Source organism: Legionella sp. km535, assembly GCF_003990085.1.
Taxonomy (GTDB): domain Bacteria; phylum Pseudomonadota; class Gammaproteobacteria; order Legionellales; family Legionellaceae; genus Legionella; species Legionella moravica.
In genome coordinates, this window is record NZ_RZGU01000035.1 from 1 (window position 1) to 20857 (window position 20857).

Sequence of the window (20857 nt, forward strand, 5' to 3'; positions counted from 1 at the left end):
TTTTAGAATCGATAGTATTTGATTGTCACTAAATTTTGATCTTTTCATGCAGAATCTCCTCCAGCATAGATTATGAGAAAATTCTATTTTTGGCATCAATTATTTTTCGGGGGGATTACCAAACGACTTCGATAAGCTGGCTTATAAGTTGCGGAGAAGTCTATCGGTGTATTTGTTAAAAATGGATCTTCTTCCCGTATTTGATAACCGGCACTCTCCATGGTTTTTTTGATCTCTTCTGCCACGTGAGATTTGCCGATATTTTGAAGTGCACCACAAATCCTTCCTGCTATCCAAGAATGTCCTTCCTCTAATAGATAATGCAGAAAATCAGACGCACTATTAAACATTGATAAAACTGAGCGTGCTTCAGTAGGATATTGAGAAAAAAATTTAGGTGAACAATAGAGCAATGCTGGCACTATTGCATAAACTCGCATGTCCTGCTTAATCTCTATATCCTGGGCAGCAGGCATTTTGTATTGTACTGAAAATAAGGCCGTATTATGAGGCAACTCCATATTACGATTTGTTCCGTTGGGGCTGCGTATCATGAGTTGTTTAGGCACAGTCCAATTTTCTGAATGAAGAAGTAAAGATTGTTCTGGGGAAAGGCACCATTCGTCACCAAATCGTTCATTTAAATAGGAAGCACAAAAACTCCAGAAAGAAGCATACCAAGCCGTACTTTCGCCTTTTTGTTCATCAGGTTTTATAGGCACATACCAACCTTTTACAACCTCTTCTAAAAATGCATTTTCTACAAGTCGCTCTCTATGAGTCCGACTTATATCTTTTGATTGGATAGCGTATTTACCTTGCTTTTGTAGATTGTGTAAAACTTCTAGTGATTCCGCTAGCTTTTCTGAAGGTTTCATAATGTTTCAATTTATAGTTGCATGTGGAAATTATAGTATATTATGTTGTGGAAATCATAGTATATTGTGTTGTTGAGATTATAGTTTATTCGGTTGCGGAAGTTATAGTTTATTGCGTTATTAAATAGATGAAAACATTAAAAATAATTATTAAACATATGGTTACATTCGTCCAATATGGATTTTAAGTCCGTCTAATATGGAATATAAATGATTTTTTTCATTGAAGACCTTGTAAGAAATGCCTGGGACTGTTGGGACAGGTGGGGCATCCAAGCCATTACTGAGCTAGACTGGTCCCTCTCCTATTTTGCAACCTTGGGACGTATGGGACACTGATAGTTCTGCATTTAAGTTATAATATCAAAAGCTATGATAAATTCGCGATTCGCGAATTGCGAATTTATGACATGTTATATTTCATTTTTAGTATCAATCAATATCGTTCGATAACACATCTTTGAAATTGATCTTTTGTGTTTGACATTCTTTGAGGGAATACGAGATACTTTTTCCAAGCTTAAGGAGTAAGCCCGATGTTCCAATGTAGGCAATTGGAAGTCAAAGGATTAGGAGAAAAGAATATCAATCAATTGTCCAGGGTGATACTAGATGATGCGTTGAGTTCTGTTCAAGGAAGATACATCTCGGCATTTGGCTGAGGAGTAAACAATTGAGGAATTTCCTATGACTTTAAAAAAACCATCCCGTTTACATCTATTAAACGAATTTGAATCTGCGCCACATTCAGCGTTTTTTAATCAACAAACGATTGCTGCGGTTTTAAGCTGCTCCACTCAGTTACTTGAACGTAACCGCTGGTCGGGTGGTGGTGTTCCTTATTTAAAAATCGGTCGTAACGTGTTGTACCGAAAAAGCGATGTGGTGAATTTTCTCCAACGACAAAAAATTTATTACTCAACCAGTGACGAAGGTCAGTTACAGCTCGTTGAGAACGCATAAATTTAAAATTCGTCAGAATGAATTGGATTCATTCTAATGGTTCACTGCTGTTTGGAGAATAATCTATGTCACAAAATCATGTTATTGAATTAGCAAATACACTAAAGCAGCGTCCAATTGTATGCGACTATGCCGGTGGTCGCTTTCGGTTAACTAGTGAGGGGCTAACTTTTATAGGTATTGATAAGGATTGCGCTCCTTCACCACCGTGGATATGTGCACCATTGCATGTCGTTGCCAAAACTCGAGATGCTCAGAGCGGCGAATGGGGTCGTTTGCCAGAATGACAGGATGATGATGGGGTAACTCATCAGTGGGCGAGGCCATTGGCTTTATTGTAGGGTGATGCCTCCGATGTAAGGCGAGAGCTGGCAAAATTAGAATCGAGTATTTCACCTAATAGAACAGCTCGCGATTTATTAGCCTCTATTTACTGGTTTTCCCGGTAGATACTCGTGCACGATGTGTTGATAAACTGGGTTGGGATGGGGATGTCTTTGTAACAGTTACTCAATGTATTAGGAACTCAAAAGAAATGATTGTATTCCATAGTACCAATGCTACTGAGCCGGCTGTGTTCGTTAAGGGCAGTGTTGAAGAATGGCGCGACTCAATAGGTCGGCTGGATTCCAGCAACTCAAGATTGGTATTTAGTATTTAAATAGTACAAATATATAAGTCCAATTGGCGCAATGAATATTGCTCCAGCCCAGCATAGAGTTATTGTAAATGTTTTGATTAAGAGCAACAATAATGCATTTACTATAAACATATTATTGCCTAGTATAAAGTTAACAAAACTCTCATAAATAAAACGAGAATAGGGATATAAAATTGTATTTATAATACAATAAAATATGGCATTAATCGGAAACGAATGCCCCTTTAACATTATAAGAAAAAAAATTACAGGGAAAATTAACCCGAAAGCTAAATGCCGAAAATAATTTTCGAGTGGAATACCTGCAAATGTTTTAAGCCAAAAGTTACGCATTTTTTTCCATAAACCACATTTTAAAACCAAATTTTATATAAATTAAAGATCAAAAGCTAGTGTCCTGGTAATCAGCTTCAGAAAATGCATCATGCGCAAAATAGTAGTGGGTTTCTTGGGATTTACGGTATCAAGTGTAACCGATTGATTTTACTGGCTTTAATTGGTGGGCCCACTAGGACTTGAACCTAGGACCAACGGATTATGAGTCATGCTTAACAATTTTAACCAATTGATTTTATTATAAATTTTGCCGCGAGTTTTTCCTGCAAATGGCGTACTGTGTCGTAGAAAGTCGTACTCAAATACGATGATCTCCCGAAGTGTTAATTCTGCACACTTTGCGAGTGTAGTTTGATTCGCTGATTTTTTTTAATTAATACTATATTAAGAGTGTGCGCTAACAATTTTCGGTAGCGCAAGGGCTGAAGTGATTACAAGCCCGATTAATAGATTTGTAAATACTAGATCACCACTCCAAAATGCATAGATTAAGTAAGTTACTATTGGGACAAGGCTTATAATAACGGAAGCTGTTGCGGCACCCAATTTTTGTATTGCTTGCTGATTGAAGAATATAGGGATTACTAAAGACCCAATGCTCACTGCAGTTAGAGGTATAGCTTTGTCTCTGAGTGTGGCATGGAGTGTATTAAGATGTATAAAAAATGATGAACCAATAAATAAAACCCAAAATCGTGTTGCTAAGACTTGTAATGACGTTAATTTAGCTCGAGTGCTTAGCTTTTCGGAAGTCAGCATATAGGCATAAAAAGCAACGCCAGCCAAAATTCCAAGCAAGATTCCTGATAGAGTATTCCCTGGCTTCTGTATTTCATATTTGAAAAATAAAATTAGAATTGAACTCAGTAAAATAAACATACTCCAGCAATAGGAAGTTTTGCCGCTTTTACGATACAGACTTAAAAAGCCTAAAAAAGCAGAAGAAATAAAAAGAGATGTCATAGTGATAAAAGGATCGGAGAGATAGGTCGCATAAACCATGCATAGCCAGTCAAATGCGAGAGCCGTAGACATCATTAAAAATAAAAATGGGTTTTGTAAAATGGCGTAGTAGACTGTTTTTAAATTTCTTAAACAGAGTAAATTAAAGCAAAATATTGCAATACCACTCATCACAAACAAAGCCGTCAATGGTTGAACATCACTGCAGAGATCATCAAGAAAGACAAAGGCAATTGATGCAAGGATCACATAGAGCATTGCATCAATATAACCACTCATTTGATTCTTATCTCTATTCATAAATTCTCTAAAAAATCACGTTCTCCATTGGCTTCAATCGGAGCAAAATCCCTACTGGCCAGAAAACTTGGCCTAGGTGATTCTATAGGATGCAATGCATTGCTCACAAGATTGTAGGAGATAAAAATAGCTTTACGATCCCAAGGTGATAAATTTAGACCCGAGCTGTGCAGCAAATTACTATGAAAAAATAATACAGAACCAGCTCGCCCTTTTGCCGATTGTAAACCATTTTGAGCGATAACGCTTTTTAATTGTTCCTTCGAAAATTGGTATTTCAATTTACTTGATGTGGTAAGCTGCCAGTTTTCTCCTCCGGTGAGGCATCCATAAGGCAAAGTATGATCATTGTCATTCCATTCAATTTTGTGCGATTTTGGTACAAGAATCATAGGGCCGTTATATTCATTAATTTCATCTAAAAAAATGACCGCAGACAGAGCATTTGATTTTGGCATACCATCCTCTTTATGCCAAAACCAATAATCCGTATGCCACTCCCATATATCTCCAACAAAAGCATGCTTGATATTAATTTTATATTGATGGATATAAATCGATTCATCACCTAATAGCCGCTGGGCGGAGTTTAGCAATCTTGGTGTTTTGGAAACTTTATTCATAATAGAACTAATTAGATGTGGTCCGTTAATACTTCGTACGGTGCTCCTATCATCTTCCAAAACTTTACCTGGGTATTCAAGATTCATCAGACGAAGGGTCTCCATTTTTAGAAGCTCAACTTCTGCAGTCGTAAAACATCCCTCAGCAATAAGAAACCCTTCGTCATTGAATTGATTTATTTCAAATTGATGCAACATAACAGATACAGCCTTTTACTAACGTAATGGATAAGATGACCCAGCTTCTTGTTTCTTCTTTTTAAATTTATTTCGAAAGATGCGAGTCAAAATTTTAAACAGTTTCTTCATGGTATTATTCCTTGGATTTTTTGATCAATTCTTCGTATATTAAGCGAGCAACCTCAATATATCCTGCATCGTTGAAATGCAAATGATCTACAAAGAACGTTTCATTAATGATCGCCGATTTTTTAAGAGCATCATTCATATCAATAAATGGAATCTCCATTTTGATGCACTCTCTCTCTATTGCATCACGATAAAGATGATGTAAATCTTTTGCACATAATTTGCCGAACAATCGCCAGAAATTATTGGCACAGCAATCAATCGCATAAAACATGTCATCCTCTTCAGAGGTGAACTGATCTTTAGTCCAAGACGATATTGGTTGAAGAACGTAGGAAAGTTCCGCTCCAAATGGTGCCAATAACTGTTTCCATTGCTTCAATGTATTTGTGGTTACCCATGCAGCCCTTAAGATGCGTTGGTTAATATCGACATTTTCATCCGATAGAATAATTTCGGTCGGATTTTCATCGTGAATTAATTTCTTAAAATATTCCTTTGCCTTATGGAGCAAACTATTTCCTGTTTTACCCGTTAAGGAAGCATAAGAATTTTTACGCCTACGTAAGTCGGTATTGTAAGCTTCCATATAATGTTGAAATTCATAGGAGTAGTAATACCGTCCATGTTCACAAGCTAAATGATCCGGAAGCCCTTCAAGGGTTAGCGTGTTAGCACCACTTAATAGAATGACCCGATTAATTTTTGTAAATCGATGTTGGTGCATTAGAAATAAAATAAGCTCTTGAGTTGCGTTATATCCTCGTCCACCTAAGTTCAACCATATTTCCCTAGTGTAATCACTAAGGGCTGAAGGTACTGTGTAGCGATCAGAGGTTGTTCCTGTGCCCAGCGCAGTAGAGCCTCCAATGATGAGATTCACAGGCTTGTCAACTGGAAATTGCTCCATGCTGTAACGTTCGTTTTGGTCGTGAGTGTATCGAAAACCAAAAGCATCGGTATTAATAACTTCTGATTTGTAATTTTTATGATGAAAGAACATGGTGTAGGGCAGCCATCTTACCCCTAAATACATAAACTCATCATACTCTCGAAGTTGCGGCGTAATACGATAAACCTCTGCAACAGCTTCGTTGTGAGTTAAAGGCTTCTTTGCTTTCATTACAGCTCCTTTTGTATTCCTAATCAGACAAGTTTATTTGGATCGTTTATAAGTTGATGAACGCTTGGTTTTTTGTATTTGCATTGGGTCAAATAAAACCCTAATAACAGATCCGATGGGCCATACTATGGTTATAAATACGATTGCAGCAATGATTCGACAGAACGCCATCCCTAATTTCATAAATAATTTTGCTATATGATGCATGTGTGCTCCTTGATGGTGAATTAGTCTAGAGGAAATTCCTTTTGCCAATCTACTTGTTCATTCCAGTGCGATTGATCTTTTTTAGCCAGAATGCAATTCCCCACGATAAGGTAATCCATATCTGTTCTCATAAAGCAGGTAAAGGCATCTTTAACGCTCTCAACAATAGGCTCACCACGAACATTAAAAGAAGTATTTACCACGATAGGGCATCCCGTTAACTCATAAAATGATTGAATCAGTTGATAAAACATTGGATTTGTTTCTTTATGTACGGTTTGCACACGTGCTGAAAAATCGACATGAGTAATGGCAGGAATAGTTGAGCGCACTACCTGAAGTTTTTCAATTCCTTGTTTGGCTTGATCGATTTCAGTCTCTTTAACCCGATGTGCATCTTTAATTGAGTGGACAAAAAGCATATACGGGCTATCCATACCTATTTCAAACCAGTTTGAAGCATGCTCCGCGAGTACTGCGGGGGCAAAAGGTCGGAACGATTCTCGATTCTTAATTTTTAAATTCATGCGACTTTGCATTTTGGGATCTCTAGGATCACCAATGATAGATCGTGATCCTAGCGATCGTGGGCCGAATTCCATGCGACCTTGAAACCACCCAATCACATGACCTTGTGCTAATAATTGAGAGACTGTACTGATTAGTGAATCATCAGTTAACGTTTCAAATTGAGCATTTAGCTCAATCAATGAGTTCTGATACTCTTCTTGCGTATATTCAGTACCAAGATAGCTCCCTTGCATGTGATCGTAATCAGAGATGGTTTTGGGGGTGTTTTTTTGTGAAAACCATCCCTCGCAAACCGCTCCTAAAGCGCCTCCCGCATCACCAGAGGCTGGTTGAATCCAGATAGAGTCAAAGAGACCACTTTCTGCAAGCTTTCCATTGTTCACGCAATTTAAAGCAACACCACCAGATAGGCATAAATTTTTTTCGCCAGTTTGCTCCCTTAGATTTTTAGCTATCAAGAACACAACATGCTCTAATACTGATTGAATCGATGCGGCCAGATCAAACTCTCTTTGTGTGATTAATGATTCAGGCTTTCTTGGAGGGCCATCAAATAGTTCGGAGAATTTATTTGAAATAATGCAATCGCCAATAGCATAATCAAAATAATCCATATTTAGCCAAAAACTCCCGTCATCATAGATTTCAATGATGTTATTAATTATTTTTTCATAATATATCGGGGTTCCATAAGGAGCTAATCCCATTAATTTATATTCACCAGAGTCCACTTTGAAACCACAAAAATATGTAAAAGCAGAATAGAGGAGTCCTAATGAATGAGGAAATCTTATTTCCCAAAGAGGTTTTAAAGTATTGTCTTTTCCTATCCAAGCCGAAGTTGTGGCCCATTCACCTACGCCATCAATACATAATACAGCGGCTTCTTTAAAAGGACTGGGATAAAAAGCAGATGCAGCATGTGACTGATGGTGAGGAATATATGAGATTGGCGGAATATCTTTGCGGTCAAATCCAGCGGCAATGAACTCCTTTTTTATAATTGACTTGACATGCAATTTGTTAAAAAGCCAGTTTGGTATGTCAGTTATAAAATTACTGAATCCTTTAAGACCAAAGTTGAAATACGTTGATACAATACGGTTGAATTTTATAGCAGGGGTTTCGTAATAATAAATGTGGTCAATATTTGAAAGTTGGATCTCTTTACTGGATAAGCAATATTTGATTGCATGACAAGGGAATCGTTTATCTTGTTTAATTCTTGAAAATCTTTCTTCTTGAACAGCAGAAACGATAGCACCATTCTCCAAAAGTACTGCTGCACTATCATGATAAAAACATGATAGTCCCAAGATATAGTGTTTCATATTTATTATTTTCTTCCATGATGAAGGATGCGCGGATTTTATTTTAATTAATGATATTTGTCCATGCTGCTTATAAAATATTCTTGGGCGCCATAAAATGGCCTAGCATGAACTCTTAGGGCTTTTTTAATTTTGATTTCGGGTGGTGCCATATGCAAGACTGATTATTGATGTAATATTGTGAGAACTAACGGATTAATATCGATTTTGGTTCTTACGACTGAGATCTGAATTTGCTCATAATGGGGTGTTGGAGCACCAGCTAGATCATTTTGTGTGTTGAATTTATACCAATAAAATGCGAGATTTTTACAGTGCCCGTGGGGTCAGGCCTTGAATTTTGAATTACATCCAATTGCCAATAAAAAACCGGTACAATTCACAATTCAAGGCCTGACTCCATTGATGTGTATACTGGAAAGGCCATTTGGTTTTCATAAAAATGACTATTTGAGACGTAATGAAATGTAGGTCATTTGATACAAATATTCGTTATTTATTTGTAAGTAACGAAATAATGTATCATAATTTAAATATGAAAACAGAAGACAGCTATAAACAAAAAGTACTCCAGATGGCTAGTAAAACGGGCATTGTTCGAATGTCCGATCTAACCGAAATGGGGATCACTAGAGCGACCATTTCAAGGCTTGTTAGCGAAAACAAACTTGAAAAACTCGCTTCTGGGCTCTATTGCTTGCCCGAGACTGAGTTTTCAGAAAAAGAAAGCCTGGTTATTATAGCAAGCCGAGTACCTCAAGCCGTGTTTTGCCTGCTAACTGCTTTGCAGATCCATGATCTAACAACACAGCTACCTCGAAAAGTATGGATAGCTATGCCAAAAGGGAGTCATGCGCCAAAAATGGATTATCCTCCACTAAAAATGGTGCAATATTCAGATGAAGCCTTTAGTGAAGGAATTGAAATTATAGAATCAGATAATATTAAGCTAAGGGTGTATAACCGTGCCAAGACAATTGCAGATTGTTTCAAACACCGCAATAAAATTGGTCTTGATGTGGCTATTGAAGCACTCAAAGAGGCTTATTCAAAAAATAAAGTGACAGTTGATGAACTATGGCATTATGCGAAAATTTGTCGCGTTGCAAACGTAATGCGTCCTTATATTGAGGCAATTCAATGACCAAAAATATTGGTGAGTCCATGCGTTCACGCTTGAAAAATATAGCGGTCAAAGAAGGTACTGATTTTAATGCGGTATTGACTCGTTATGCTTTGGAACGTTTGTTATATCGAATTGGTGATTCAGAGTATTCAAATCAATTTTTGCTGAAAGGCGCTTTGTTATTTAACCTATGGTATGACATGCCTCATCGCCCAACCAAAGACATTGATTTATTGGGTTTTGGCGACAATGATCTGGCCTATATCAAACAAACGTTCAGTAAAATTTGCAGCATTTCGGCAGATGATGGAATAAATTATCTATCGGAATCAGTAGCAGTAGGCACCATCAAAAAAGATGGAGGTTATACTGGAGCGAGAGTTGAGTTATTTGGGGAGTTAGCCAAAGCAAAGATCAAAATACAAATTGATATTGGCTATGGCGATGCCGTTACTCCGGGGCCAATAGAAGTGCATTACTCCGTTCTTCTGAATGATCTTCCTGCCCCCAAGATCCGAACCTATCCAGTTTATACGGTCATTGCAGAAAAATTACATGCAATTGCATTATTGGGCATGGTGAATAGTTGATTAAAAGACTACTTGGATCTTTATGTGTTATTGAGTAATGAGCAGATAGATAATCAAATCTTGAATAAAGCCATACACGCTACATTTGCTCGCAGAGGCATGGCCATCCCTGATGAGCTGCCAATTGGTTTGAATGATGAATTTGCTAACGATCCAAGCCGGGACACGATGTGGAAGGCTTTTTTGAGAAAAAATGAACTAGAGTTGAAGCCATTAGCTGAAGTTATTGCCGTTATTAGAGATTTAATTCAAATGCCATTTTTTGGGGAAAAATAGGGCATTTACTAGTGATTGGGCGGCAATAAATTTGGTGAGGAACTCATAGAGACTTTGTGATATCGATTTTATTCCTGGATATTTACAGCTCTTTTAATCGATTCAATATTTCATTAGCAATAATGTCATAATCCATATCATAATTCCTTTTGATAGCTAATTATTTGTACATATTGGCGCAGGTTGTATTTTTTAGGGTTAAGATCCATCTTAACCCAATATCGAAAGACTATAATTAAATTCTCATTCCCACCGTTTTCAGACCTAGATGTTGAACCAATAGATGCATTATGGAGCAATACTTTAATCTTGATATCCTTGGTATTTAATACTCAAGTCGGTGAGCCCCGTATCAGGACGTGTATTAAGCACAAAGTTAGGAGCAAAAAAATTGACATTTGTTATAGTGCCCAAACTCAAACTCGGCTTCGAGCGATCAGTTGGATGGCTTAGATGCGCGTCTATACGAATGGTTACCATATCTAGTTCTAAACACTCAGCAGGTGCTCCATTCTGATACAACCATGTTCGAAATGGATGTTCTGGTTGCGATGCATTATAACAAGCCCTTGGGATCAAGGTAGCAAGTCGTACAGGCATAGTTATTAACTCAAGCATAGCAACTACTGAAAGGCTGACTGGAAATATTACTGGATTTCTTGGGCAATCACGCATACAACCGCTAATTCCAACCACAGACATAGCTGCACCAGTGAAAGGAAAAAATAAATCTACAGCCAGAGATGTTAAAGCATGAGTTCGGACAGGGGTAAGGACTTGAGCGTATAATGAGGTATGTGTTAGGTTAGGGTCTGTAATTACTCTTAAATGATCATATTCGGATCTATCAATCGTTTTTTTCCATAATTTATTGTTATCTGCATCAAAAAGCTTAAGTTTCATTTTAACAACTCCATTGTCAAAAAATACAGCGTTCTATGGCTTTACCTCTATAGAACAGAGATTCTAATCTCATTCAAAATTGTTAGCAATGTTTGAGAAAGGTATAAGCATTTTTGTGGTACAGTTGTGAAATTGTATATTTACATGGTCATAAGAAAAGCATAAAACATACAGCAAGCAATGCAATTGATGATATCAACGCAAATTGGCTGAATTTTTTGCGTTTTTCGCGTTAAGGATTGGGCTTCAATCAATGAGTCCGAGATCAATTTCCTCAGAGTTTGAACCGATTCGTTAGTAGATTCCTGCAGCAATCTGGCCATAGCTTCTTTACTACTAGCCAATGCCACATTAAGAACCTTTTCAGCCTTTTCCTTGGCATCAACCCTCCATTGAGAGGAAATACCTTCCATTTCCTCTCGAAACTGTGCCAGAAAATCCTGTTGGGCTTTTCGATTTTCCTCAATCAGGTGTTCATTCATGGTTTGAAGCATGAGGATTGGATCGTCTTTACCCAAAAGAACACCATGTTTGACGGCGATATCTTGACTGATTTTATCGAGTTTTTCTGACATTAGATCACCACGGCGTTATCCAACTGACCAAACAACTGATCGCGAACGATTTTTAAACGCTGACGAGTCATAATGCTTTTCTCTGGCGTACTCAGCATTTCATCGAAGGTTAGCTTTTGTTGAAGTATCTCGGTTAAATCACGTCCATAAGTTTCTTTTTTCAGATCAGGGATATGAATTAAGGCCGATATTTTCTCTTTGTTATCTCGGTAGGCTTTAAGCTGTTCAAACGTTTTGCCTTCATGCTCTATGGCTCCCCAATAAGGATTTAGCCAGACAACAAATTTCGCTTCATCCGCAAATTGGTCAATCAGCTGTGCGAAGCCATTAATGGTATCGAATAAGGCTTGGCCTCCGGTGATGACGGTATGAATCACCATTTCATGGCCTAGCTCTTTTAACAACGTTGGAACTTGGTTGCTGATGAGGTAGTGAGATAGTGGTACAAAAGAGCTGGCACCGTTGTCTATCACTACGTCATTGGTTGTGGAGGCAATTTTTTCGATGAGTGCGTCAAAAAGACGGGGGTTTATCTCATCGCCGCTCATGACTTGAATATGGTCAACGTTTAGGGCTTTAAAGCCATGAAAAAATAAACATGCCCGTGGGGTCAGGCCTTGAATTTTGAAGTACAACCAATTGCCAATAAAAAACCGGTACAATTCACAATTCAAGGCCTGACCCCATTGATGTGCAAAAATCTATCCTGAAAAATTGCTTTGTATAAAAAAGTAAATGCTTGTACTCAGCAAGCCCTGATGACGTTAAACGAAATCCGGGATGTTCGAAGCCCAATATCCCCGGATTACGGCTGCGCCTGCATCCGGGCTACGCTAGCTGTTCGTACTTTAATAATATAATAGCTCTCATTTTTTTTGCCCGTTTCATCTATTATTGTATCGGCACTAATTTGTTCAACAACCCCTTCAATGCCACCGTATATAAAAAAATCATAGGCGGTAATTTTGACTATAGTTCTTTGGCCTGGATGTATAAAGCCAATATCTGAAGGTCTTATTTTCGCTTCTATTAATAAAGTATCATCAAGAGGAACAATTTCAATGATGGTTTTTCCAGGTTGTATGATCCCACCTATAGTACTGTTCGGTATTTGCTTGATAATGCCATAGGCTGGTGATCTAATCGTGGTGCGTGTTACACGATCTTGATCGGCCTTTTGTGCTTCAATTAAAGCAGATAATATTCCACTGGCTTTATTTAATTTATCCAGTTCTTCGGATTTAAATTTATCAATAGTACCTTGAATGTCATTGACTGTTCTTTCTAATCTAATAACTTCAACTTCGGATACAGAACCATTTTTTAATAAAGGACGAGTCATATCCAGTTCCTTTTGGGCTAAATTCAGGTTTATTGATAATTGATTTAATTGGTTCATCCGGGAGTTATAGAGTGCTTGTTGATTTAAAATGAGATCCGGATGGTTTAGCTTGAGTTCATCACTAAACTCAGGGTTTACCCCCATTAATTCAGCGCGAAGTCTGATGATTTCAAGGTGTAATGCATCTATTTTCTTTTGAGCTTCTTGATAACTTGATTTAAAACGGGTCTTGCCTATTTGCATCAATACTTGATTTTTTTTAACAATATCTCCTTTTTTTACAAAAATCTTTTTAATAACTCCGCCTTCAAGATTTTGAATGATTTGAATCTGGCTGGAAGGAATGACTTTGCCTTGCCCCGTTGTTACCTCATCCAGTATTGAGTAATTTGCCCATAATAGTGCCGTTAAAATAATGAGCGTTGATGCCCATAAAATAATATGTATCACTGGTTTGGCTCTATGAGCTTTACTCATGTTAACAGTTCCTTCATCAACAAGCCTGTTTAAAGATGTTATTGGCAAAGAAGGTCATTTTACCAACCTTAATCGAATGATATTTTTAATGACGTCCTTTTTAGATTACAAACGATCAAAATGTCCATAGTTTTTTCGGGTAATAAGCAGTCGAATCTGCTTTTCAATTTCAATAAGTGCAAAAAACACAATACCTGTGAGGACAATAAGTATTCCTTCTGCAAAAGGAATTGATTCTGTAAGAAATATTTGCTGAAAAAAGGGTAAGTAAGTTATAGCAAACTGTGCCACAGTAATGATTATTACTGCCAACCAGATAACCTTTGTGCCTTTAACAGCGTTCCAGGTTAATGAGGTACCGTACATATTGCGAATGAAAAACAAGTGAAATATTTCCATAACCACCAAGGTATTTAGTGCAATAGTTTGAGCAAGATCTTCTGAATAGCCACGTTCTAACGCATGGAAATAAAGTCCAAATACGCCACACAGAAAAAGAATGGAAACAAGAATAATATGCCATACAAGAACACCGCTTAGCAGTGGCTCATTACGAGGACGAGGAGGGCGTTGCATCGTGTTTTCCTCTGTTGGCTCGAAAGCTAAAGTAATGCCCAGGGTAATAGCAGTAATCAGGTTAACCCATAAAATCTGAATAGGTGTAACGGGTAGACTCATTCCAAACAGTAAAGCTACAATAATAGTCATTGCTTCACCCGCATTGGTGGGTAAAGTCCAGCTGATGACTTTTTTTAAATTATCATAAACAGTCCTACCTTCACGAACTGCTGCGACAATGGAGGCAAAATTATCATCAGTTAATACTAATTCAGCTGCTTCCTTCGCTACTTCACTGCCTTTTTTACCCATCGCAATTCCTGCATCCGCGCGTTTTAAGGCAGGCGCATCATTAACGCCATCACCGGTCATTGCAACGGTCATTCCATAAGATTGTAAGGCCATTACCAGTCTTAATTTGTGTTCAGGACTTGTGCGAGCAAATATGTTAGTTACTAACACCGCTTTGGCCAACTCCTCATCATTCATGAGATCCAAATCGGTACCAGTTAATACCTTCTCGGGATTTTTAAGTCCAATTTGTTGTCCAATGGCAATAGACGTACTGGCATGATCACCGGTAATCATTTTTACCTGGATGCCTGCCCTATAACATTGATCAATTGCTGTAATAGCCTCCGGGCGAGGAGGATCAATTAATCCCACCAATCCAAGGAGTGTTAATCCGTCTTCAACATCAGAAAACTCAAGCACAGTATGTTCCGGTTTCACAGGCTTCATAGCCAATGCCAAAACACGTTGGCCTTGGGCGGCAATACGTTCTATTTGATTAATCCAGTATGATTCATTTAATGGCTCAAGCCCATTGTCTTCCGAACGTTGCTTCTGACAGAGTGCCATCACTTGTTCTGGTGCACCTTTGACAAAAATAAATGCTTGTTCTAGATGATTATGATGGAGAGTGGCCATGAAGCGGTACTTGGAATCAAAAGGAATAATATCCGTGCGCATCCAGGTATTTCGTTCTTCAGAAAGCACTGGATTTATTTTTCCAGCGAGAGTTAACAATGCTCCTTCCATGGGGTCACCGCGTACTTGCCAAACTCCTTCACGCTCACGAAGTGCGGCATCATTACAATGTATGGAGGCTCGAGCAAGTTCTGATAGCAATGGGTGGTGATTGATGTTAATGCTGTTCTTATTTAATTGAATAGTCCCTTTAGGCTCATATCCTGTGCCATCTAATGTAAACACATGTTCTGTTGTTATCACAGAAGCTACTGTCATTTCATTTAGGGTAAGTGTACCTGTTTTATCAGTACATATAACTGATACTGCACCTAAAGTTTCAATGGCTGGTAAGCGGCGTACAATCGCATTACGACGTGCCATAGCCTGCACCCCAATCGCAAGCGTAATCGAAAGCACTGCGGGAAGTCCTTCCGGAATAGCGGCAACAGATAATCCAACAATAACCATGAACAGTTCACCAAAATTATGGTGCTGAACAAAATAACCATAAGCCAGTAACAATGAGGAAATCAGTAAAATCAGGGCGGTTAGCCATTTAGCAAATAAACCCATCTGAACTACTAGCGGAGTGGTCAACATGCTTACTGTTGATAATAGACCACTGATGCGTCCAATTTGGGTCATTTCTCCGGTAGCTACCACAATACCACTTCCTTGACCATTGGTAACCAAGGTACTGCTATACGCCATGCAGGAACGATCACCAAGCGAAACATCAGGGTTAACCGATTTTGTTTGTTTTTCTACAGGAACTGACTCACCGGTGAGTATGGCTTCCTGGATGGTGAGACCATGGGTTTTTAGTAGCCGTAAATCAGCAGGTACCTTGTCCCCAGCTTCTAATAATACGATATCTCCTGGCACCAGCTCTTCACCTGCTATGCTGTGATGCTCACCATCTCGTAGTACGGTTGCCATAGGCGTGAGCATCTGGCGAAGCGCATCCAGTGCTTGTTCTGCTTTTCCTTCCTGAATAAAACCAATTAGTGCATTGATAAGTACCACCGCTAAAATAACTGCAGTATCAATTATATGGTGCAATAGAGAGGTAACTATCGCAGCTCCTAACAATACATAAATCAGGATATTATTAAATTGCAACAGAAAACGAAGTAGTACACTGTGCCTAACGGTCTCTGGCAAACGATTATACCCGTAGGTTTTAAGCCGTGATTGAGCCTCCTTCTTGGTTAGACCAGATGGAGAGCCTTTAAGTTCGGCAAGTACTCTTTCGGCAGTTTTGGCATGCCAAATTTGTTGCTCATTTTTAATCATCATTATTAATAGGCTCTAACAGGCGAAACAAAGCCAATAGGCTTTAACGCCAGTAAAGAACAGCTTAATTGTTGCACGACGCTTTCTGCCGTATTACCAATAATAAAACCAGGTATCCCTGTTCGTGCCACAGTACCCATAACCAATATATCAATTTGATGGTCCGTGATAATTTTTTGCATCACGTGCTCTGGTTGGCCTTTAACATGTTGAATTTTATAGCTGCCACCAATATTGGCTTCTTTAATCAGTGTTTCTAGTGCTAGTAAATGTTCGACTTTTGTCTCTGAGACGATTTTATTTAATTCTTTATCGGATATCTTGATATAAATCCGGTCACGCAGATATTCTTCAAGTTGATAAATCCAGCATGAAATAATGGTGAGCTCACCACTGCATCGGTCAGCGAGGGTTCGGGAAACTTGCAAAAGTCTTATTGCAAGGTCACGACCCACTTGCTCTTCATTTTCAGGATCAATAGCTACGGCTACCTGAATGTTATTGCGTGAATGTTTTATCGGACGGCATAACCATACAGGACAAGGGCATTTACGAAGTAAAGCCATATCCAGTGCTTCAAATCCCTTTCCATCCACCCTGGGCTCTGCTTCTTTGATTACCAAGTCATGTGCGTTGCGTAAGACATGGCGGATAATCCGTACAGCAGGAACGGAGCCACAATCGAGCTCTACGGAGATGCTAAGTTCAGTATCATCTATTTGTAACATCACCTGGATGGCTTGGATGGCTTTGGTCATTCGCTCTTTAAGAAAATCCTCATAGGATTTTTGATATTCTTGATGACTACCTGGAAGTTCTGGACAAACGATTAGAACGTGAAGTGCGGCTTGATTGTTTCGTGCCAGGCTTAGGGTCTGTTTTAATCCCTCCATTTCATCGCGGATTCCATGGCTTACAAATAAGATATTTTGAAAATGCTGCATCATTTACTCATCCTTAAAATAAGAGACAAAATTGGTGGCGAATAGAATTGCTGAATAACAATTATTAATTAATTCTGATTATAAGTTGTTCTATTCAGTAACACCTTTACATGTATTGTCCACCATTAATATCTATATTAGCACCTGTTATAAAACTCGTTGCAGGGGATGCTAAAAAAGCAATAGCATCGGCAATTTCGTCAGGCTTACCTAATCTGGCAACAGGAATAGCAGCGATGATTGAGTTTAATACGTCTTCACGCATTCCACTTATCATCGGTGTTTCGATATAACCCTGTGAAATGGTATTGACGGTGATCACCTTACTGGCTATCTCTAGAGCTAAACTTTTAGTAAATCCAAATAAAGCTGCTTTGCTCGCAGCATAATTACACTGCTCAAATTGTCCTTTCCGCCCATTAATCGAGGATATGGAAATAATACGACCATATGTCCTGTCCAACATAGCAGGTACAACATTTCTTGTCATAAATCGTCGACAAATTGCTGTACCTATAACGCATGTTCCCCCTGTGACAAGTACAGTCCTTTGTTCCATGATAATCCGCCTTAATTTATATTTGGTACACGAGATGTTCTTTTTAAAACAAAAAATCCAGCCAGCCCGGCAGTTACAGAGCCCAATACCACACCGATTTTGACTAAGGGCATTAAATTCAAATCACTGTGTTGATAGGCTAAAGAGCCTATAAATAAACTCATTGTAAATCCCACCCCACAAATTAATGCAATACCATAGACTTGGCTAAGAGTAATCTTATCGGCTTTAAGGAGCTGTTTAAAATGCACAAAATAACCTAAAGACAAAAAGATGCCGACTTGCTTACCAACAAACAAGCCAAGAGCTATCCCTAAGACAATAGGATGAGTAAACATCGAAACATCAAGACCGATGAAAGTCACCCCTGCATTAGCAAAAGCAAAAACAGGGAGAATGATAAAAACTATCCATGGGTGTAATCCTTCTTCTAGTCGGTTTAGCATGGATTTTTTTCCTTCATCGGGAATAGCCATGGCAATCACTATACCTGCTAATGTTGCATGAACACCTGACTTTAATACGGCAACCCACAGTAAAAAACCGATTACCAGAAACACTGAAACACGACGGCATTTAAAATAATTTAATCCCACCAAAATTATAGTCATCAACAGAGCAAAGGAAAGTGAAAGTAGCGATAATTTTTTTGTGTAAAAAAATGCAATAATAACAATGGCGGCAATATCATCAAAAATGGCAATTGCCGTAAGCAGGATTTTTAACGAAAGGGGTACGCGTGAACCTAAGAGCGATACAATCCCTAAGGTAAACGCGATGTCCGTTGCGGTAGGGATTGCCCAGCCCTGAAGGTACATTGGATTATGTGCATTAACCACGATGAAGACTAGAGCAGGGACCAGTAAACCACATAGGGCGGTAATAACAGGAACAACCAAATTTTTTTTATTGCTGAGTACACCCCGTTTCATTTCTCGTTTAATTTCAAGACCAATTAACAGAAAATAAATGGCCATCAAACCATCGTTAATCCACAATAATACTGATTTTTGTATGAATAGAGAGCCAATACCCAGTGCTCCTTTAATCTGTAACAAATTATCGTAAGCAACACGGTATGGCGAGTTAGCAACTATAATTGCAAGTACAGCCGCAATAAATAATAAAATACCACCTAAGGTCTCTAAAGTATAAAAAGAATCTGATTTGGCCATAAGTGGATTCGCTAATACATAAAAAATTAGTGTACTGTCTAAGTGTCAGAATTTAAAGTAATTAAATGCTATGAGTCCAAATCTTTAAAATGAATTGTTTAATGAAAGGGTTACGAACTATGTAACCCTTTGAGGAGGGAGAGATTGAAAGTCACTTATCATTGAAAAGGTGATAACACTCTAAATTACCTTTTGTTTTTAGTTGAAATCGTTGAATTAGTTAGTAATGGATTAACTACTACCTTTGTTCCGAGAAAATCATTGTTTTCGCTGGATAACTCAATAAATTCATGGTTAAGCCATTTAGCATCTTCTGTAAACATGCGCACACACCCGTGACTTGCACGGTACCCGGGGATGTCATTAGAACCATGAAGGGCAAATCCTTTATGAAAATACATGCAATAAGGCATCCTGGCATTATCGTAGGTATTGGATCGGCACTGTTCGTTTTCTTTACTAAATATCCGAAATATTCCAGTGAGTGTTCTACATGATTTTGGGCTATCAACACACTTGTCACGACCTGAAGAAATTGGGCCCCATTTTACTAAATGTCCTTGATGGTTATATGCGCCCCATGCAAGCTTCTCTTGATCAACAATAATTTGTTTCTCTCCATCAGTATCAACTTTTAAGGGGAATGGAGAAATATCGAAGAGGTTTAAATTGCTTAAGTTTACGGGAACTGCAATTTCTTTACCGACCCAAAGTGCATTGTAAGTTCGATTTAATCGTTGAACTAAATCACGATGTTGGGGATCTGGAAACAGGTTTTCCCAACTATGACCACGTGCTATTTTTAAGCAATCATACTGAGGGTAAGCACAAAGCATGGGCCCATAAAACGCGGCACTGTATACTGATGTTGTTTGAAATGTCACAAGCACTGCCAAGAGTATTATTTTCATAACTCATCCTTGTTTTTGATTGTTGCTCATGAAAAAATCATATGCATTCAAAACGCAAGTACGTGAATAATATTTGCCCTCCCTGATTTAATAATAGAATATTAATTGGCTGCTGTCAGATAGAATAAGAAGTAATATCTATCATATAGTTATGAAAGAGCTAAATTTCATATTAAAAATGAGTCAAATAGGTATGATAATTTTTTTTAAAATCATCACTTTCCTGGTATTTGAGCAAGGCATTATTAATAGCTTGTAATAAAATCAAATTGTCTCGATTTACGGCTATACCTAAACCAAATCCATAACTAAAGGATTGACCTAGTACAGCAAGTTTGTTTGCGGATTGTGCTTGCCAATACAGGGCGGAAGGCTCATCAAGTAATCCAAAATCAATTTTTCCTTTATATAAATCATCTATTAGATAGTTTAAGTTAGTATAAGAAGTAATAATTGAGCTTTTTACTCCCATTTTTTTGATGACATTAGGGAAAATCGATCCTTCTGTAATGCCGATTTTTTTGCCGTTTAGCAGTTTTAAGCCAAAGGACCGATTTGCTAATTTTTTAGGTCCAATAAAACGTGCCTGACTTAATAAATAAGGTAACGAAAAGTTCACCATTGCTGCTCGTTCTGCAGTGATGGCAATAGAGCTGGTTGCTACATCAACTTTTTTGGTGTTCACTGCGTCAAGAATTTTATTAAATCGGATCGGAATAAACTGGCAAGAACGCTTTAAGGTTTTACAAACATATTCCATCATCGAAATATCATAACCATAGAATTGATTGTGAGCTCCTTGCATCACTGACGTGGTCAACCAAAATGTTACACCCCAGTTAAGCAACTTTCATTAATAAATCGCTCTGTTTTTCAAATTGATTTGGGCTTAAATATCCCAAATATGAATGTAATCTGTGGCTGTTAT

The 20857-nt window shown here is 38.2% G+C and carries 15 protein-coding genes and 4 pseudogenes; 4 read left to right on the plus strand and 15 right to left on the minus strand.

The genetic code is table 11. The features are described from left to right. Positions 1–95 precede the first annotated feature (95 nt). Positions 96–878 carry a hypothetical protein gene (locus ELY21_RS14780; RefSeq protein WP_199741728.1) on the minus strand — a complete coding sequence of 261 codons (783 nt, stop codon included), beginning with the start codon at positions 876–878 and terminating at the stop codon, positions 96–98. A gap of 687 nt (positions 879–1565) precedes the next feature. Here ELY21_RS14780 and ELY21_RS14785 point away from each other — a divergent pair. Then, on the plus strand, positions 1566–1841 hold the full coding sequence (locus ELY21_RS14785) for a hypothetical protein (RefSeq protein ID WP_028383227.1): 276 nt from the start codon (positions 1566–1568) through the stop codon (positions 1839–1841). A 65-nt stretch (positions 1842–1906) separates the two neighbouring features. Beyond that, positions 1907–2499: pseudogene (locus tag ELY21_RS14790) on the plus strand (DUF927 domain-containing protein); the annotation flags it as partial. Between the two features lie 723 nt (positions 2500–3222). Here ELY21_RS14790 and ELY21_RS14800 read toward each other — a convergent pair. The 4 genes from ELY21_RS14800 to ELY21_RS14815 all read right to left on the minus strand — a co-directional run bounded on the left by ELY21_RS14800 (position 3223) and on the right by ELY21_RS14815 (position 8225). Next, positions 3223–4101, minus strand: a complete 879-nt coding sequence (locus ELY21_RS14800) for an EamA family transporter (RefSeq protein ID WP_127110753.1) — start codon at positions 4099–4101, stop codon at positions 3223–3225. After that, entirely contained in the window at positions 4098–4922 is an 825-nt protein-coding gene (locus ELY21_RS14805; protein WP_127110755.1) for a phytanoyl-CoA dioxygenase family protein, read from the minus strand. Before ELY21_RS14805 ends, ELY21_RS14800 begins: the two co-directional genes overlap by 4 nt. Before the next feature lie 115 nt (positions 4923–5037). Beyond that, positions 5038–6156, minus strand: coding sequence for an SGNH/GDSL hydrolase family protein (locus ELY21_RS14810; protein ID WP_127110757.1), 1119 nt, complete (start codon positions 6154–6156; stop codon positions 5038–5040). A 227-nt stretch (positions 6157–6383) separates the two neighbouring features. Next, positions 6384–8225: a carbamoyltransferase gene (locus ELY21_RS14815; protein ID WP_127110759.1), complete on the minus strand. Its 1842-nt coding sequence runs from the start codon at positions 8223–8225 to the stop codon at positions 6384–6386. Positions 8226–8742: 517 nt separating this feature from the next. On the opposite strand from ELY21_RS14815, the gene ELY21_RS14820 reads away from it, so the two are divergent. Then, complete coding sequence (locus tag ELY21_RS14820; protein ID WP_233588733.1) at positions 8743–9369, plus strand: AbiEi antitoxin N-terminal domain-containing protein; 627 nt, start codon at positions 8743–8745, stop codon at positions 9367–9369. Between the two features lie 20 nt (positions 9370–9389). After that, positions 9390–10217, plus strand: a pseudogene (locus tag ELY21_RS14825) (nucleotidyl transferase AbiEii/AbiGii toxin family protein). Positions 10218–10520: 303 nt separating this feature from the next. Here the strand turns inward: ELY21_RS14825 and ELY21_RS14830 are convergent. The 10 genes and pseudogenes from ELY21_RS14830 to ELY21_RS14875 all read right to left on the minus strand — a co-directional run bounded on the left by ELY21_RS14830 (position 10521) and on the right by ELY21_RS14875 (position 20734). Further along, positions 10521–11120, minus strand: coding sequence for a hypothetical protein (locus ELY21_RS14830; RefSeq protein WP_127110763.1), 600 nt, complete (start codon positions 11118–11120; stop codon positions 10521–10523). A gap of 148 nt (positions 11121–11268) precedes the next feature. Beyond that, a pseudogene (locus tag ELY21_RS14835) lies at positions 11269–11695 on the minus strand (conjugal transfer protein TraM). After that, positions 11695–12369: a conjugal transfer protein TraL gene (locus tag ELY21_RS14840; protein WP_370272699.1), complete on the minus strand. Its 675-nt coding sequence runs from the start codon at positions 12367–12369 to the stop codon at positions 11695–11697. Before ELY21_RS14840 ends, ELY21_RS14835 begins: the two are co-directional and overlap by 1 nt. A gap of 131 nt (positions 12370–12500) precedes the next feature. Further along, complete coding sequence (locus tag ELY21_RS14845; protein WP_127110767.1) at positions 12501–13514, minus strand: HlyD family efflux transporter periplasmic adaptor subunit; 1014 nt, start codon at positions 13512–13514, stop codon at positions 12501–12503. 105 nt (positions 13515–13619) lie between these two features. Beyond that, a complete protein-coding gene (locus ELY21_RS14850; protein WP_370272700.1) occupies positions 13620–16343 on the minus strand; it encodes a cation-transporting P-type ATPase in 2724 nt (907 codons plus the stop codon). 2 nt (positions 16344–16345) lie between these two features. Then, positions 16346–17284 (minus strand): universal stress protein, encoded by a 939-nt coding sequence (locus ELY21_RS14855; RefSeq protein ID WP_127110775.1) that lies wholly within the window; start codon positions 17282–17284, stop codon positions 16346–16348. A gap of 106 nt (positions 17285–17390) precedes the next feature. Next, positions 17391–17774: pseudogene (locus ELY21_RS14860) on the minus strand (SDR family oxidoreductase); the annotation flags it as partial. An 80-nt stretch (positions 17775–17854) separates the two neighbouring features. Further along, positions 17855–19018 (minus strand): Na+/H+ antiporter NhaA, encoded by a 1164-nt coding sequence (nhaA, locus tag ELY21_RS14865; protein WP_127110769.1) that lies wholly within the window; start codon positions 19016–19018, stop codon positions 17855–17857. Between the two features lie 185 nt (positions 19019–19203). Beyond that, entirely contained in the window at positions 19204–19929 is a 726-nt protein-coding gene (locus ELY21_RS14870) for a L,D-transpeptidase (protein ID WP_127110771.1), read from the minus strand. A 172-nt stretch (positions 19930–20101) separates the two neighbouring features. Continuing rightward, complete coding sequence (locus ELY21_RS14875) at positions 20102–20734, minus strand: transporter substrate-binding domain-containing protein (protein ID WP_127110777.1); 633 nt, start codon at positions 20732–20734, stop codon at positions 20102–20104. Positions 20735–20857: the final 123 nt, after the last annotated feature.

Coding starts and splice junctions, on each gene's coding strand:
- ELY21_RS14780 (WP_199741728.1), bottom strand. CDS start 878: ATGAAACCTTCAGAAAAGCTAGCGGAATCACTAGAAGTTTTACACAAT.
- ELY21_RS14785 (WP_028383227.1), top strand. CDS start 1,566: ATGACTTTAAAAAAACCATCCCGTTTACATCTATTAAACGAATTTGAA.
- ELY21_RS14800 (WP_127110753.1), bottom strand. CDS start 4,101: ATGAATAGAGATAAGAATCAAATGAGTGGTTATATTGATGCAATGCTC.
- ELY21_RS14805 (WP_127110755.1), bottom strand. CDS start 4,922: ATGTTGCATCAATTTGAAATAAATCAATTCAATGACGAAGGGTTTCTT.
- ELY21_RS14810 (WP_127110757.1), bottom strand. CDS start 6,156: ATGAAAGCAAAGAAGCCTTTAACTCACAACGAAGCTGTTGCAGAGGTT.
- ELY21_RS14815 (WP_127110759.1), bottom strand. CDS start 8,225: ATGAAACACTATATCTTGGGACTATCATGTTTTTATCATGATAGTGCA.
- ELY21_RS14820 (WP_233588733.1), top strand. CDS start 8,743: ATGTATCATAATTTAAATATGAAAACAGAAGACAGCTATAAACAAAAA.
- ELY21_RS14830 (WP_127110763.1), bottom strand. CDS start 11,120: ATGAAACTTAAGCTTTTTGATGCAGATAACAATAAATTATGGAAAAAA.
- ELY21_RS14845 (WP_127110767.1), bottom strand. CDS start 13,514: ATGAGTAAAGCTCATAGAGCCAAACCAGTGATACATATTATTTTATGG.
- ELY21_RS14850 (WP_370272700.1), bottom strand. CDS start 16,343: ATGATGATTAAAAATGAGCAACAAATTTGGCATGCCAAAACTGCCGAA.
- ELY21_RS14855 (WP_127110775.1), bottom strand. CDS start 17,284: ATGCAGCATTTTCAAAATATCTTATTTGTAAGCCATGGAATCCGCGAT.
- nhaA (WP_127110769.1), bottom strand. CDS start 19,018: ATGGCCAAATCAGATTCTTTTTATACTTTAGAGACCTTAGGTGGTATT.
- ELY21_RS14870 (WP_127110771.1), bottom strand. CDS start 19,929: ATGAAAATAATACTCTTGGCAGTGCTTGTGACATTTCAAACAACATCA.
- ELY21_RS14875 (WP_127110777.1), bottom strand. CDS start 20,734: ATGCAAGGAGCTCACAATCAATTCTATGGTTATGATATTTCGATGATG.